At 62.7% G+C, this 14,682-nt stretch carries 12 protein-coding genes; 8 read left to right on the plus strand and 4 right to left on the minus strand.

The window, feature by feature from the left end:
- Positions 1–14: 14 nt before the first annotated feature.
- A complete protein-coding gene (locus tag ACZYOF_RS08005) occupies positions 15–1,235 on the plus strand; it encodes an MFS transporter (RefSeq protein WP_463715401.1) in 1,221 nt (406 codons plus the stop codon).
- A 28-nt stretch (positions 1,236–1,263) separates the two neighbouring features.
- On the opposite strand, the gene ACZYOF_RS08010 is transcribed toward ACZYOF_RS08005, so the two are convergent.
- Positions 1,264–1,725, minus strand: coding sequence for a GbsR/MarR family transcriptional regulator (locus ACZYOF_RS08010; protein WP_463715402.1), 462 nt, complete (start codon positions 1,723–1,725; stop codon positions 1,264–1,266).
- Positions 1,726–1,797: 72 nt separating this feature from the next.
- Here ACZYOF_RS08010 and ACZYOF_RS08015 point away from each other — a divergent pair, with 72 nt between their 5' ends.
- From ACZYOF_RS08015 to ACZYOF_RS08045, 7 genes are all read left to right on the plus strand, one after another.
- Positions 1,798–2,238 (plus strand): hypothetical protein, encoded by a 441-nt coding sequence (locus ACZYOF_RS08015; protein WP_394568829.1) that lies wholly within the window; start codon positions 1,798–1,800, stop codon positions 2,236–2,238.
- A gap of 28 nt (positions 2,239–2,266) precedes the next feature.
- Entirely contained in the window at positions 2,267–2,935 is a 669-nt protein-coding gene (locus tag ACZYOF_RS08020; RefSeq protein WP_463715403.1) for a methyltransferase family protein, read from the plus strand.
- A 331-nt stretch (positions 2,936–3,266) separates the two neighbouring features.
- Entirely contained in the window at positions 3,267–5,753 is a 2,487-nt protein-coding gene (locus ACZYOF_RS08025; RefSeq protein WP_463715404.1) for a DEAD/DEAH box helicase, read from the plus strand.
- A gap of 159 nt (positions 5,754–5,912) precedes the next feature.
- Entirely contained in the window at positions 5,913–6,263 is a 351-nt protein-coding gene (locus tag ACZYOF_RS08030) for a Lin0512 family protein (RefSeq protein WP_130581754.1), read from the plus strand.
- Positions 6,264–6,398: 135 nt separating this feature from the next.
- Positions 6,399–6,959, plus strand: a complete 561-nt coding sequence (locus ACZYOF_RS08035) for an MOSC domain-containing protein (protein WP_130581755.1) — start codon at positions 6,399–6,401, stop codon at positions 6,957–6,959.
- Between the two features lie 354 nt (positions 6,960–7,313).
- The gene (locus ACZYOF_RS08040) at positions 7,314–7,991 is read left to right on the plus strand and encodes a hypothetical protein (RefSeq protein WP_130581756.1); all 678 of its coding nucleotides are present in this window, start codon (positions 7,314–7,316) and stop codon (positions 7,989–7,991) included.
- 253 nt (positions 7,992–8,244) lie between these two features.
- Positions 8,245–11,571 (plus strand): DEAD/DEAH box helicase, encoded by a 3,327-nt coding sequence (locus tag ACZYOF_RS08045; protein WP_463715405.1) that lies wholly within the window; start codon positions 8,245–8,247, stop codon positions 11,569–11,571.
- A gap of 21 nt (positions 11,572–11,592) precedes the next feature.
- On the opposite strand, the gene ACZYOF_RS08050 is transcribed toward ACZYOF_RS08045, so the two are convergent.
- The 3 genes from ACZYOF_RS08050 to ACZYOF_RS08060 form a co-directional block, all read right to left on the minus strand.
- Positions 11,593–13,038 (minus strand): FAD-binding protein, encoded by a 1,446-nt coding sequence (locus tag ACZYOF_RS08050; protein WP_463715406.1) that lies wholly within the window; start codon positions 13,036–13,038, stop codon positions 11,593–11,595.
- Positions 13,039–13,175: 137 nt separating this feature from the next.
- Positions 13,176–14,063, minus strand: a complete 888-nt coding sequence (locus ACZYOF_RS08055) for a LysR family transcriptional regulator (protein ID WP_463715407.1) — start codon at positions 14,061–14,063, stop codon at positions 13,176–13,178.
- A 97-nt stretch (positions 14,064–14,160) separates the two neighbouring features.
- Complete coding sequence (locus tag ACZYOF_RS08060) at positions 14,161–14,541, minus strand: tautomerase family protein (protein WP_130581336.1); 381 nt, start codon at positions 14,539–14,541, stop codon at positions 14,161–14,163.
- Positions 14,542–14,682: the final 141 nt, after the last annotated feature.

Raw genomic sequence — 14,682 nt, forward strand, 5'->3', positions numbered from 1 at the left:
TGTGGAGACAGGGAATGAAGGATGCTCACTATCGCTGGGTGATTGTCGGAGCCGGCGGGCTTCTGGGCTGCGTTGCCATCGGCGGGATGTTCTCGCTGCCGGTTTTTCTGCTGCCGATCACGCGGGACACCGGCTGGTCGGTCACCGGCGTGTCCAGCGCCATGACCATCGGCTTTCTCGCGATGGCGTTCACGAGCATGATCTGGGGAACCCTGTCCGATCGGCTCGGACCGCTGCCGGTGGTGCTGACCGGGTCGATCGTGCTTGCAACAAGCCTGGCGCTGGCCAGCCTTGCCTCATCGCTGGTCGCGTTTCAATTCATCTTCGGCCTGATGGTGGGCGGCGCGGCTGCCGCGATCTTCGCGCCGATGATGGCCTGCGTCACCGGGTGGTTCGATACCCATCGCAGCCTTGCCGTGTCGCTGGTTTCAGCAGGAATGGGGATGGCGCCCATGACCATGTCGCCGCTCGCCGCCTGGCTCGTCTCGATCCATGATTGGCGGACCTCGCTTCAGATTCTGGCCGTCGTCGTCGCCTGCATCATGATTCCCATATCGTTGCTGGTGCGCCGCCCGCCGGCGCTCGAACGCGAACATGCGCCTGCGGCCGGTGAGGGTGAGCCGCAACCGTCGATGTCGCTCGCGCAAGCACTGCGCTCGCCGCAGTTCATCGTTCTGCTCGCGACGAATTTCTTCTGTTGCGCCACCCATTCGGGGCCGATCATCCATACCGTGAGCTATGCGATAAGCTGCGGGATACCGATGATCGCCGCCGTCACGATCTACAGTGTGGAGGGGCTCGCGGGGATGGGCGGCCGTATCGCGTTCGGCCTGCTCGGCGACCGCTTTGGCGCCAAGCGCGTGCTGGTCTCGGGGCTGTTCGCCCAGGCATTTGGCGCGCTCGCCTACGCCTTCGTGCGCGAGCTTGCCGCATTCTACGCCGTGGCGGCGATGTTCGGCTTCATCTATGCCGGCACCATGCCGCTCTATGCCGTGCTTGCGCGGGAGAATTTTCCGTTGCGGATGATGGGCACCGTGATCGGCGGAACGGCGATGGCAGGCAGCCTGGGCATGGCAACGGGGCCGGTGGCGGGAGGTTTGATCTACGACACCTTCGCCAATTACGCATGGCTTTACATCGGCTCCTGGGCCGTTGGACTTGGCGCCTTCCTGATCGCGTTGACGTTCAGGCCGTTTGCCAAGGTCAAGGCCGAGCCCGCGCCAGTGCCGGCGTGAGGAGGAACTCGATGGATGCGTCGGCGATCTACCGCGTCTTCCTTGTGCGCCAGCGCTTCAGCGCAGCTTCCATCGACTGGCGGATCGTCATGTGGAATTCGGCCATCTCTTCCATGCGACTGCGCGTCTTTCCGCGGGCAGCGATGCCCGCGCCCTGCTTCAGGAGTTCGGCGAGCGCATCGAGCAGGCGATTCTGCTCGGTCAGCATACCCTCGTAATTGTCGGACACTTCATAGAGCACACGTTTGCTGCCGCGTTGGCCGTGGCGGCGCGCCAGCGTGTATTTCTCCAACAGCCGGGCGGCGACGCTGGCGGTGCTCTTGCTCATCTCGAGATCGGCCGCCATGCGATCGAGGCTGACCGGCTCCGGGAACAGCAGCAGGTAGCCGTAGAGGCGGGCGGCCGCCTGCGGAACGCCCCACGGCACCAGCAGCCGCGCCACATCTTCGATGAAGCGCCGTTCGGCGCCGGTCGGACCTTTGTTTGACATATTCGGCATTTCCCGAATATACTGAATATTGCGGATTTGTCCAAAGATGGGGCGACAGAGCGGAGAGCTGCCATGGTCGCCACGCCTGAGTCTTGCGCCCGAACCCGCGCCTTCGCGCGCGTCATGGGCCCCTGGTTCGTCATCGTTCCCGGAATCATCCTCCTGCGCGCACCGGAGATGGGCACGTTTGCCGCCACGTTCTTCGAGAACCAGTTGTTTCCCTGGTTTGCTGGCGCACAGCTGCTATTCCTCGGACTCCTGATCATCGCCCTTCACCCATATTGGTCGAGCGCGCCGGCGGTGATCATTTCGCTTTTCGGCTGGATCCTGGCGCTTCGTGGCGTCGTGCTGATGGCGGCGCCGCAACTGATCGAGCGCGGCGCGGCTGCGTCGGTGAACCTGCTGCCGCTGGTGCGGTTCGGATTCGGCGCGCTCGTCGCGATCGGTCTCTATCTCACTTACGTCGGCTGGATGGCCAAACCCGTCGCATCGGCCGCGATCAACGGCCCATGAACGGGCGCCAATCATCGGGAGCCATGTCATGGTGAAAGTCACCCTTCAGATCGTGGTCTGGACCGCGATCGTGGCCGCCATGATCCTGTGGCCGGCCGGCACCCTGGCTTATCCCGGAGGCTGGGCGTTCCTCGCCGTATTCGCGATCGGCGGCCTTGCGATCACCCTGTGGCTCGCCAAGCGCAATCCGCGCCTGTTGCGCGAGCGCATGAGTTCGCCGGTGCAGCGTGACCAGAAGCCGTGGGACCGGATCTGGCTGACGCTCTTCATCGTGCTGTTCTGCGCCTGGATGATGTTCATGTCATGGGATGCCGCGCGCACGGGATTTACCGCGGTGCCGGTCTGGCTGCAGGTGGTTGGCGGCGTCCTGACCGTGCTCTATCTGCTCGGCGTGTGGTGGACCTTTCGGGAAAATACCTTTGCCGCCCCCGTGGTGAAGATCCAGGAGGATCAGCGGGTGATCGATACCGGCCCGTACGCCATCGTCCGGCACCCGATGTATGCGAGCGCTTTGCTCCTTATCGTCGGTCTGCCGCTGCTGCTCGGCTCCTGGATCGGTCTTGCGATGTCGGTGGTGTTCATTCTCGGCATCGCATGGCGAACCCTGCATGAGGAGGGCGCATTGAGGGCGGAGCTCAAAGGTTACGATGAGTACGCCGCGCGCGTGCGCTATCGGTTCATCCCCTCGGTCTGGTAGCCTCGGTCATTGACGATGGCGCAAACAGCCGCGAAAACCGGGGCAGGGCCGCCCGTTTTGTGAAGCCGGCGGCTAGCTGTCGTCTCATGACGCGCCGAAAGAAATTGGAACGGAAGCAGCCATCAGTGCCGCTGGAACTTGGTCCGGAAAAGTGAAACCAGTTTTCCGTCGCGACAAACGCGAAGCGTTTGCGCGGAGATCATGCTCAAACAAAGAGATGAGATCATGATCACATTGCGTCCAATCGGATCATGATCTTATGTGATAAGAGCGGAATGCTGAGAGGCCAAATCAATGTGTCACGCGAAACCTTCCAGATGGACGTAATTCGATGAGATCCACGCGCCTGAAACCGGCAACCAAGCCGGGCAAAGAACCCAAGCTCTCGCGCACGCAAGCACCTGGAGATTTGTCCCCGGTGGACTGGCAGCGCGGCTTGCGACGCCAGTTTGGCCGGGAGCAGGCCTTCGGGCTCGAGAATCTGGGCAGCGAACCGTACTTCTCCGAGTTTCGGGTCAGCAATCCCGCATCGGAATCCAGCTATCGCGTTGCGATTCGAGGGTTGGGACCCGGTGGCAATTTCTGTTCATGCCCCGACTATGCCACCAGCGAGTTGGGAACATGCAAGCACATCGAATTCACGCTTGCCCGGCTTGAGAAAAAGCGCGGCGCCAGGGCGGCGTTTGCGCGCGGCTACCAACCTGCATTTTCCGAACTGTATTTGCGCAATGAGGGCAAACGCAGCGTGTATTTTCGCGCCGGAACGGATTGTCCGCCGGCGGTGAGCAAGGCCGCCGGCGAGTTGTTCGACGTCGCACGCAACGGAATCCTGCCAGAGGAGCGCTTCGGCGAACTTGAACCGTTCATGGCCGTGACATCGAAACACGGTCATGAACTCCGCGCCTATGACGATGCGCTCGATTTCGTCGCAGGAAGGCGCGATGCGGATCGGCGGGCGTCGAAACTCGAGCAGTTGTTCCCCCGTGGTGCCGCGGATCCCAAGCTTCTGGCGCTTCTGAAGGTGCCGCTCTATCCCTACCAGGCTGAGGGCGCGCTGTTCGCGGTGCGGGCGGGTCGGGCGCTGATCGGCGACGAGATGGGACTGGGCAAGACCATCCAGGCGATCGCGGCGACGGAGATATTGGCGCGGCATTTTGGCGTCTCGAAAGTCTTGGTGATCTGCCCGACTTCGCTCAAGTACCAGTGGCAAAGCGAGGTAACGCGTTTCTCGGGGCGACAGGGCGAAAATGCGGCGCGCGTCATCAGCGGTGGCCGGGCGCAGCGGCAGAAGGAGTACGCCCTGGACGATTTCTGCAAGATCACGAATTACGAGAAGCTCAAGCCCGATCTGGACCTGATCGCCGCCTGGGCGCCCGAACTGGTCATCGTCGATGAAGCGCAACGTGTGAAGAACTGGAACACCATTGCGGCGCGCGCCTTGAAGCGCATCGATAGTTCCTATGCGATCGTGCTCACCGGGACGCCTCTGGAAAACAAGTTGGAAGAGTTGATCTCCATCGTTCAGTTCGTCGATCAACACCGGCTTGGACCGACCTGGAAGCTGCTGCACGAGCATCAGGTCAGGGACGAAGCCGGGCGTGTCACCGGCTATACCGGATTGGAGAAGATCGGCCAAACGCTCGCACCGGTCATGATCCGCCGCCGCAAATCCGAGGTGCTGCGGCAACTGCCGAGCCGGACCGATCAGAACTTGCTGGTGCCGATGACCGAGATGCAAATGCTGCACCACCGGGACAACGCGGATCAGGTGGCGAAGATCGTCCAGCGCTGGCGCAAGACCAGGTTTCTGTCGGACAAGGATCAGCGGCGGCTGGCCTGTGCGCTACAGAACATGCGCATGTCGTGCAACAGCACCTATCTGCTGGACCAGGAGACCGACCACGGAGTCAAGGCCGACGAGTTGGCGGCGCTGTTCGATCAATTGTTCGCCGAGCCCGACGCCAAGGCGGTCGTATTCTCGCAGTGGACGCGGACCCACGACATCATCATCCGCCGCCTCGAGGCGCGCGGGCTGGGCTACGTCAGTTTCCACGGCGGCGTGCCATCGGACAAGCGGCCGGCGCTGGTCGCGCAGTTTCGTGACGATCCTGCCTGCCGCGTCTTCCTGTCCACCGACGCCGGCAGCACCGGGCTCAATTTGCAGCATGCCTCGACACTGGTGAACGTGGATTTGCCGTGGAATCCGGCGATCCTTGAGCAGCGCATCGCGCGCGTCCATCGCCTGGGCCAGGCCCGGCCGGTGCGGGTTATCAATTTCGTGGCAAAGGGCACCATTGAGGAGGGCATGCTGTCGGTGCTGGCCTTCAAGCGCTCGCTGTCGGCGGGAATTCTCGACGGCGGCAGCGGCGAGATTTCGCTCGGCGGATCGCGTCTCACTCGCTTCATGAAGGAGGTGGAAAACGTCACTGGAAACATGGGTGACGGCGAGACCGTGACGCCAGCCGAGGAAGTGAGGAATATCCCTGCGACCGATGATGCCGAAGCTGTGGAAGATGCAGGTGCATTTGTGGACGTTGGTGCCGGCAAGATGGCGATCGTGCGGACTGATGGTTCCGGAGCGCCGCCGCACGGCGGAGGCTCCGATCCGTGGCAGGCGCTGGTGCAGGTTGGCGTGCAACTCATGGGCGCTCTAGCCGCTGCCAACGATCCGGACGCTCCGAGTCATCCATGGATTGAGCGTGATCCGACCACCGGTGTGCAAAACCTCAAAGTGCCGCTGCCTCCGCCGGAAGCTGCAACACAACTTGCCAGTGCGCTTTCCGCGCTCGCGGAAAGCTTGCGGAGCAGGAATACTTGACAGAGCCGCGGACGGATTTTGATGAGGCGGCCGACGGTTGGCGTTTTCGAATTTGCGGCCGCAGAATTGTACGCTATCCTTTAAGCGAATGATCGAGCGGGGTGGGCCTGGTTTGGCTTGCGTCAGCTTCATTGCGCCCAACGACAAGCAGGAAATCCAATGGCACGCGTTCGCTGTATCACCGAGATGGGCATGGGCGTCGATGTTCACGGCAAGGACGCGACCAAGGCAGCCAGGCGCGCGGTCTCGGACGCCATCCGCCATTCGAGCCTCGGCTTCTTCCGCATGCTCGGCAAGACCGCCAACGACATGTTCGTCGATGTCACCATTGGCGTGCCGAATCCCGATGCGGTCGATACGGCAGTTGTTGCGAAGGAACTGCCCTACGGCACGGTGACCGTCACCGCGGTCAAAGGCGGGCTCGAGATTCCGGCCGAGCAGGGCAGCGATACCATCATCATCGCCAACGCCGCCGTCATCGTCAGCCTCGACGGCAGCAAGCCGGGCTAGGCATCTGGTGCCTGATAGTTAGGCTTGCCAAGCTGTTTTCGGCGTGAAAAACAACAAGCAGACGGTTTGCTCGTCGAGCTTGCCGCGTAGGCGTTACCGTCAACCAACGCATATCCGCACAACGGAGTTTGTGCCATGCTTGGTTTGACCGACACTCAGTCGGCTTTCGTGCTCGGTGTTTTCCTCAGCGGCACGCACAGCTTCACCAAACATCCGCAAGATGTCATCATGCTGCGCAAAGGGCTCGGCATCGACGGCGACGCGCATTGTGGGCCGCTGGTCAGGCACCGCTTCGATGCGGAACGAGACCCGGCGCGGCCGAACCTGCGGCAGGTTCATCTCATCCAGGCGGAGCTCATCGACGATCTGACCCGCAAGGGTTTCGTCGTACGGCCCGGCGACCTCGGCGAGAACATCTCTACGCGCGGGATCGACCTGATGGCGTTGCCCGTGGGCACGCGGCTGCAAATCGGGCGCGATGCGGTCGTGGAGATCATGGGCTTGCGCAGTTGTTGCGTGCAGATCGATACGTTTCAGCCGGGGATGCTGCGCGAGATCATCGCGCGCGTCGATGGCAAACTGGTTCGCAAGGGCGGCGTGATGGGCATTGTCGTTGAAGGCGGCGAGGTGCGGCCGGACGATGCCATTGTCGTGCGGTTGCCGGACGGGCCGTTCGTGCCGCTCGAAGTGGTGTGACTGTAGCCACGTCCTTCGCGCCTGCGCGACGATGTCGGTGCGTTTATCGCTCTGCTCATGTTTCGTTAACCATTCCTTCATCGGCGCGGGTAAAGCTGTCGCGTGATCGCAATGGCCGTTTGGCAGCCGACATGCTTTCGCCATGACACGGCATCGCGCCCAGGAGGGGTAGCAAGAGATGAGTGTGATCAGCGCGACCAGCTCGTCGGCCTATGGCTCCGTTGCATCCTTGCTCGCTGATGCTGCCTCGTCCGTGGCGGACGATCTTCAGCCGGACGGCGCCACGTCATCAGACGCGAAATCCCGGGCGATCCGGCCGACATTGTCGATCTCTCCGATCGGGCGAAGCAGGTTTTGGCTCAGGCAAAAACAGATCAGGTCGCGGCCGACAGGCTGTCGGCCCTGGTCCAATCGCTGAGAGCGGCGGGCAAGCCCCAGCCGCTGCATTCTTCGTCCGACAAGGCACAAGCGTCCTCTTCAGGCGGCAAACCGGTCAGCTTCGAAGAACTGGCAGGGATTTCGCTGACCAGCACCACCGAAGTGACGGTGATTGCCGGCAACCGCAACGTGACCTCGACTGACGCGAATGGCGACGCGCCGCCGCCCGGCACGATCCTCCCGAAGCGTAGCTTCTCGGAGACGCTCTCCTTCAATGGCTTCCACGTCACCGCCACGGGCAACGCGCTGACCAACAACAGCGACGTCCAGATTTACGGCCCCGATGGTTCCAGCGCATCGTCAACGCTGTTCGGCGGCTCCGCTGGAGTTGGCAGTGGTGGCGCGGGAAAACAATACACGATGGTATCGAGCGCGAAGGTCGGCAACCGCCAGATATTCACCTTCGCCATGAACAGCGCCGCTGTGTCGGCCACCGCGGCGCAGAATGCGAGCGGAAGCGCGGTGCAGGCCACGGCAGCCGTGAAATCCAGCATCGTGACGTTCGTCGTCGATTTCAACACCGGCAAGATCTCGGCGATGGAAGCCGATGCCTCGAGCACGGCGACATGGAGCGCGGTTCAGAGAACGGCGTGAGAAACGCACGGCTACCCACGACAGCGGCGGGAGCGGGAACTGGCCGCGGTGGTACTCCTTTCCAAACAAGTCTCGACTCACCAAAATTTCTGTTGAAAAGAACCGGACCTTCGCAATGAACCGGCGCGATGGGGCTCGGCCGCGCCAGGCAAATTTGCACCACGAGTTCGGCGCATTACTATGACCAAGCTGTTCGGGCGGGCGTGATCGCGAAAGATCACGGGTCCCGCCCGTTATTGCCGGATCATAGCAAATGTCTGCAGTCGAGGATTTCGGTCAGAGGCTCTCGGATGTCGTCAAGACAAAGGACATCTACAGCTTCTTCAGCCGTTCCGCATTTGAGAAGGGCTACGCCTACCAGGCCCAAGGGCGCGTCACGGGATTGGAAATCAGCGACGACCTCGTGCGCATCCGCGGCAAGGTGCGCGGAGGTGAGCCCAGCCCCTATCGTGTCGACATCGAGCTCGAATTCGACCATGGGCGTCTAGTCGACCTCGACGGCACTTGCAGTTGTCCAGTCGGAGTCAATTGCAAGCATGTCGTGGCGACGATGCTCCAGGCGCTGAGCGGTGCATTGCCGTCCGAGCGGAAAACGGACATCGGCAAGACTCCCGTCCGCTCCGTGCCGATTCTGCCTTACGATGTCACCGCATGGCTCGACAGTATCGGCGCCGCCATGCGCGGAGACGATTATCCCGTCGATGTGACGCATCGGTTGCTCTACTGCCTGCAGCCCGCTGAAGCGGGTGCGCAGATGCCGTTGCTGGGGGTGTCGCTACTCTCGATCCAGATGCGCAAGGACGGGACGTTCGGGGGCAGCCCTACGCGTCCGGGCATCTCCGGCTTTTCGCCCGAACGTGCGCCGAAGTATTTTCGCGATACCGACATCGACATTCTGATGCAGCTCACGAGAGAGCGAGGGGCGTACTATCACCCACCTCGGTTGCAATCCCGCGAACTCCTGCAGCAAATCATCGCGACCGGACGTGCGTTCTGGCGCGATCACAAGGGGCGGCCGCTACAGTGGGGCGAGGCGCGCGAGGGACGCATCGATTGGCGCCAGGCCAGCAAGCAGGGCCTTGCCCCGCAACTGACGGTGCCGGGAGCGATGGGCCTTAACGCCGAGCCGCCGGTTTATATGGACGAGGCCGCAGGCGTGATCGGCCCGGTCGAACTGAGCCTGCCGCCTCGGCTTGCCTATCAGCTCTTGTCGGCGCCCGTCATCCCGCGCGCGCAAGTCGCGGAAGTGGCGCGCCGCCTCGGCGAAAGGTTGCCGCAGCTTCATCGAGGCTTGTTGCCGGGAACGCCGGCAGCGGCGGTGAAGATCGACGACGATCCGATTCCGATCTTGCGGCTCAAGCGAGGACGCGAGGGCCTGAGTGCCCAGTATTTCCACGACAGGCCCGACCGGATCGCGGTTGCCCATCTCAGTTTCCGCTACGGCCCGGTCGAGATCGAGCCCAAGGAAAAGGGAAACCCGCTTGAAGCATTCCAGGCCGGCGAGGCCTACACGATCACGCGGCGGCGGTCGAAGGAGAAAGGCGCGCGCCAGCGGCTGCTGGAATTCGATTTCCGCGAAGCGAGATTGACCCACCGGTTCCTCGATGGCGGCCATGTGGACGATCTGACGTTCGGGGAACCTCATGCCTGGCTCGATTTTCTCGAGTTCGGCCTTCCTGAGTTGCGCGCGGAAGGCTTCGATGTACTGGTCGATGACGATTTTCCGTATCGGCTGGCGCAGTCCGAGGGCGTCTTCGATGCCGAATTGGAATCCAGCGGTATCGACTGGTTCGAACTGGCGCTCGGCGTCGAAATCGACGGCGAGCGACGCGATCTGGCGCCGGTTCTGGCTGCCTTGGTCGCGACACCGAGTTTCACGCCCGATCGGATCAAGCAGCTCGCCGAGGCGGGTGACCACTTCTATCTTCCGCTTGCCGACGGCCGCCACCTGTCGCTCGCTGCCGATCGCTTCCTGCCATTGGTGCTGGCGCTCCATAGCCTCAGCCTGAGCGGGCTTTTCGGTGAGGCATCCGGAAAGATCAGGCTTTCGCGCGCGGATGTCGTGCCGCTGCTGGCGCTCGAGAATGACGACTTTGCTTTCAGCGGCGCCGACAATCTTCGGCGCCTCGCCAATCTGCTTCGGGATCGCGAATTGTCAAATCCGGCGTTGCCTGCAAATTTTCGCGCCGAACTGCGGACGTACCAGGCGCAGGGAGTGGACTGGCTCGATCTGCTGCGGGAGAGCGGCCTTGGCGGTGTGCTGGCCGACGACATGGGGCTCGGCAAGACCGTCCAGATCCTGGCGCTGTTGTCGCTGGAGAAGGCGCGCGGTCACCTTAGCGAGCCTGCCCTTGTCGTCGCTCCGACCAGCCTGATGACGAACTGGTTCAGCGAAGCGCAAAAATTCGCGCCGGATTTGAAGGTCCTCGTGCTTCACGGCTCGGATCGCAAGCAAAGCTTCGCCGCCATCGCGGAACATGATCTTGTCCTGACCACCTATCCGCTGATTGCGCGGGATCACGAAGTCCTGCTGTCTCGCGATTGGCACATGGCCGTGCTGGACGAGGCGCAGACGATCAAGAATCCCAATGCCGCGACCACCCGCTGGTTGCGCGGCATCAAAGCGCGGCATCGCTTCTGCCTGACGGGGACGCCGGTGGAAAATCATCTCGGCGAGCTCTGGTCCATCATGAGCTTTGCCAATCCGGGATTTCTTGGCGACAAGACCGATTTTGGCCGGCGCTGGCGCACCCCGATCGAGAAGCGCACGGATACGCGACGCGCAGCAGCGCTGGCGCAGCGCGTGAAACCATTTCTGCTGCGCCGGACCAAGGCGGAGGTGGTTAAGGAACTGCCGGCCAAGAGCGAGATCGTCGAGCGCATCGCATTGGAGGGCAGTCAGCGTGACCTCTACGATTCCATTCGCCTGTCGATGTCGGACAAGGTCCGCAAGGCGATCCAGGAGCGCGGCCTGGCCAAGAGCCACATCGTCGTTCTCGAAGCGCTGCTCAGGCTGCGCCAGGCCTGCTGCGATCCGGCGCTGCTGAAGCTCGACGATCGCGTCAAGCGCCCATCTGCCAAGCTTGACCGGCTGATGGAAATGGTTGTGGAACTCTTGAGCGAGGGCCGGAAGATCATCGTCTTCTCGCAGTTCACCTCGATGATCGACCTGATCAAGGTCAGGTTCGATGCAGAGGCTATCCGCTACAGCGTCCTGACTGGAGAAACGACCAATCGCAAGCGCGCGATCGAAGCGTTTCAGGACGGCAACAGCGATGTCTTCCTCATCAGCCTGAAGGCCGGAGGCGTCGGGCTCAACCTGACGGCGGCCGATACGGTGGTCATCTTCGATCCCTGGTGGAATCCGGCCGTCGAGGAGCAGGCGATCGATCGCGCCCATCGCATCGGCCAGGACAAGCCGGTCTTCATCTATCGGCTGGTGGCATCGGGTACGATCGAGGAGAAGATGGACGAGCTCAAGGCGCGGAAGCGTACCTTGGCCGACAGCCTGTTCGATCGCGAGGGACGCGTCGGCGCGGCACTCACCGAAGAGGACGTGCGCGCGCTGTTCGAGGAATAGTGACGCGTGGCTGCGAACCGATCATGCTTGGCCGTGGAACAGATTGTAGCCGGGCGTCAGCAGATTGTGCGGATCGTAGCGCTGTCTGGCGTCGCGCAGCAGCGGCCATTTCGGGCCGAAATGCTCGCGCCAATCGTCTGACGACATTGGAAAGGCGCTGACGGGATAGAGGAAGCCGCCAGCTTTGCGAATGCGATCGTAGAACGCGCGGTTCGCCGCGACCGTCCGCGCGATCGAGGCCGCGTCGGTATCGGAAGGGATGCGGACCAGGTTGAATGGAACGACGATACTCTCGTCCGGCAACCGCACCAGCGGGGCGCGCAACGCATCGGTCAGCATCGGATAATAGGTGATCCGTCCGAATGGCCCGACGTCCCCGTTGCTCAGGCCGCCGACGATCTCGCGCGCCACCTGTTCGGCATTGCTGCCACGCAGGAATGTGAACAGCCACGGCTGCGGAATGGACCACTGGCCCTTCGATCGCAGCAGGTTTTCAAGTTTGGCGAAGGCCAGCGCGTCATCGCGATAGGTGAGGTCGGTGATAACAGCCTTGCCGCGATCGTCCGCGAGGTCTGCAAGCGCTGTGCTTTCATCGGGCGCGGCATCGCGGTTGTAGAAGATCGCGCCGTCGAGCTGGTAGCGCCAGCCGCCGCTGCCGTCGGGCAGGATCGCGCCCTGCAATTGGTCGAAGCGCCCCGCCGTTAACATGCGCCGCTGATCCGCGGTCAGGGACGCCAGATCGCGATAAAAGAGCTGATAGCGGCGGACCCGGTCGGGCGCGCGCGCCAGGCGCAAGCTGGCGCGGGTGATGATGCCGCATTGGCCGAGACCGGCCCTGACACCATCGAACAGATCGGGATTTTCGGTCGCCGAACAGGTCAGCTCCCGGCCGTCGCCCGTGACGACGCTCATTTCGAGCACATGATCAGCCTGCATGCCATATCGCGACGACGTTCCGCCGATGCCGCCGATCGCGATCGTGCCGCCGACCGACAGGCCGAGATAATTGGTCAGCACCGGCGGCGTCAGTCCCCGCGCCAGCGTCGCATCGAGCACGCTCTGCCATGTCGCTCCGGCCTCGACCACGATGCTATCCGCCTCGACCTCGCCAATGCAATTGAGCCCGCGCATATCGACGACGATGCCGTCGGTCAGCGAACGGCCGTAGGTCGAATGGCCCTGACCGCGCGCTGCGACCTTCAATCCTCGCTCGGCTGCCCATCGCATCACGGTCGCGATGTCTTCGCTCTCGGCTGGCTTCAAGACCGCGCGCGGCTCTTTGCGAATGATCCGGCCGAAATCATTTGCCGCCGCGGCGCGAACAGCCTCGTCATGACTGAGTTCGCCCTTGAGCTGCGATCGGTCGTTCGAATTGGCTTGTGCTAGCGTGTTCATCTGAGTACCGGAAGCGAATGCTGCGGTAAGGCCAAGGCCTGCACGCAGCAGGGTGCGTCTGTCGGGAGACATGCCTGCTCCTCGATTTGAAAAGCCTGGCAAGGGCGAATTCCGCGCTGAGCCGCGTCTAAGTTGAGTTTGCGGAGCCTGAGAGACAATCAACGCTGCGCAGAATTGACCTTTCCGAAAATCGGGAAAATCAGACCGCGTTAGAGGCGCGCGCGCTTCAGGCGTTCCGCGAGCAGGTCGGCGAACAGCCGCGTCTTCGCCGGTGGCATGCCGCTCGGCGGGAACACCGCCTGGATCGGAATCCGCGGAGCCTCGAACTCTTCGAGCAGGATCTCCAGCGCACCGCGATCGAACAGTTCGGCGATCTGCCAGAACGGACCATATCCGATGCCAAGGCCATGGCAGGCGGCGGCGTGCGCCGCAGCGACATTGTCGGTGCGGAAGCAACCGCTCGCACGCACATTCCTGAGGCGGCCGCGCACCTGGAACCGCCACGCTTGCGTCTCGGCTTCGGCTGTGCCGTGCAGGATGCATTGGTGGCGGACGAGGTCGTCGGGATGGCGTGGATGGCCATGGCGATCGAGATAGCCGGGCGCGGCGTAGACGACGGTGCGAAGCTCGCCGAGACGGCGTGCTTTCAGCGAGGAGTCCGGCAGGTCTCTTATTCTGATAGCAAGATCGAAACCGCCGCCGACGACATCGATCGGGCGGTCTGATCCTTGCAGGTCGGCCTTGATGCGCGGATAGCGCGCGATGAAGTCCGCAAGCGCGGGCGCGACAAAAGTCGAGCCGAACAGGACCGGCGCGGTAACGCGGAGCAGTCCCGATGGCTCGGCGCGCCGGCGCGCCGCTTCCAGGCGCGCCTCGCTGATTTCGGAGAACGCCGGCTTGACGCGCCGATAGAACGCAAGGCCAGCTTCGGTGGCGAAGGATTTTCGCGTGGTGCGCCTGATGAGTTCGACGCCGACACTATGCTCCAGCGCCAGCAGTGAGCGATTGACGGCCTGCACGGACCGGCCGAGCCGGCGCGCCGCCGCCGTCTGGCTGCCGGTTTCGATAACAGCCAGAAAGGCCTCGATTTCCTCCATCGAACCCGCCTCCGCATTTTCTCGAAATGCGAGAGGATAGTGCTGAAGTCGATGGATGATGGCAAGGGCAGGCGGAGCGCCCTGAGAACGGGCCCGGTTAGCTCGCGTACTGGGCGATGCCGTTGCCGAACGACCAGTTCTCCTTCTTGACCTCGACGAGGTTGATGAAGATGTCCTCGCGGCGTAGCCCGAGCGCGGTGTGCAGGCCGTCGGCGATCGCCTTGTAGAGCGCCTGCTTCTGCGCGGAGGTGCGGCCCTCGTTCCAGGTGATCTGGATGATCACGAGATCGTTGGTGCGGTGGATGCCGAGATAGTCGGCATCGAACAGGAAGCCATCGGCCTCGTGCTCGCTGATGAGCTGGAACCGGTCCTTCTCAGGCACGCCCACACTGATGAGTGCGTCATACACGATGCGGCCAATCTCCTGCCGGAAGGCCGCGTCCTTACCCTTGCGAAGATCGATGCGAACGAGGGGCATGTCCGTCTCCTGTTGTCCGATGCGACTTCGTCGCGCCCGCCGCGGCGATCGTCTGCAGATGCTCGCAATTACACTAGCTGCATATGCTGGTATTGAAGGTCAAGAGTTGCATCGTAGAATGTAACCGTAACAAACAAGGAG

It is taken from the genome of Bradyrhizobium sp. LeoA1Lang (assembly GCF_055413685.1).

Excerpts from the sequence above, each read along its gene's own strand:
- ACZYOF_RS08010 (WP_463715402.1), bottom strand. The coding sequence starts at position 1,725 with ATGTCAAACAAAGGTCCGACCGGCGCCGAACGGCGCTTCATCGAAGAT.
- ACZYOF_RS08035 (WP_130581755.1), top strand. The coding sequence starts at position 6,399 with ATGCTTGGTTTGACCGACACTCAGTCGGCTTTCGTGCTCGGTGTTTTC.
- ACZYOF_RS08005 (WP_463715401.1), top strand. The coding sequence starts at position 15 with ATGAAGGATGCTCACTATCGCTGGGTGATTGTCGGAGCCGGCGGGCTT.
- ACZYOF_RS08055 (WP_463715407.1), bottom strand. The coding sequence starts at position 14,063 with ATGGAGGAAATCGAGGCCTTTCTGGCTGTTATCGAAACCGGCAGCCAG.
- ACZYOF_RS08045 (WP_463715405.1), top strand. The coding sequence starts at position 8,245 with ATGTCTGCAGTCGAGGATTTCGGTCAGAGGCTCTCGGATGTCGTCAAG.
- ACZYOF_RS08025 (WP_463715404.1), top strand. The coding sequence starts at position 3,267 with ATGAGATCCACGCGCCTGAAACCGGCAACCAAGCCGGGCAAAGAACCC.
- ACZYOF_RS08015 (WP_394568829.1), top strand. The coding sequence starts at position 1,798 with ATGGTCGCCACGCCTGAGTCTTGCGCCCGAACCCGCGCCTTCGCGCGC.
- ACZYOF_RS08030 (WP_130581754.1), top strand. The coding sequence starts at position 5,913 with ATGGCACGCGTTCGCTGTATCACCGAGATGGGCATGGGCGTCGATGTT.
- ACZYOF_RS08020 (WP_463715403.1), top strand. The coding sequence starts at position 2,267 with ATGGTGAAAGTCACCCTTCAGATCGTGGTCTGGACCGCGATCGTGGCC.
- ACZYOF_RS08060 (WP_130581336.1), bottom strand. The coding sequence starts at position 14,541 with ATGCCCCTCGTTCGCATCGATCTTCGCAAGGGTAAGGACGCGGCCTTC.
- ACZYOF_RS08050 (WP_463715406.1), bottom strand. The coding sequence starts at position 13,038 with ATGTCTCCCGACAGACGCACCCTGCTGCGTGCAGGCCTTGGCCTTACC.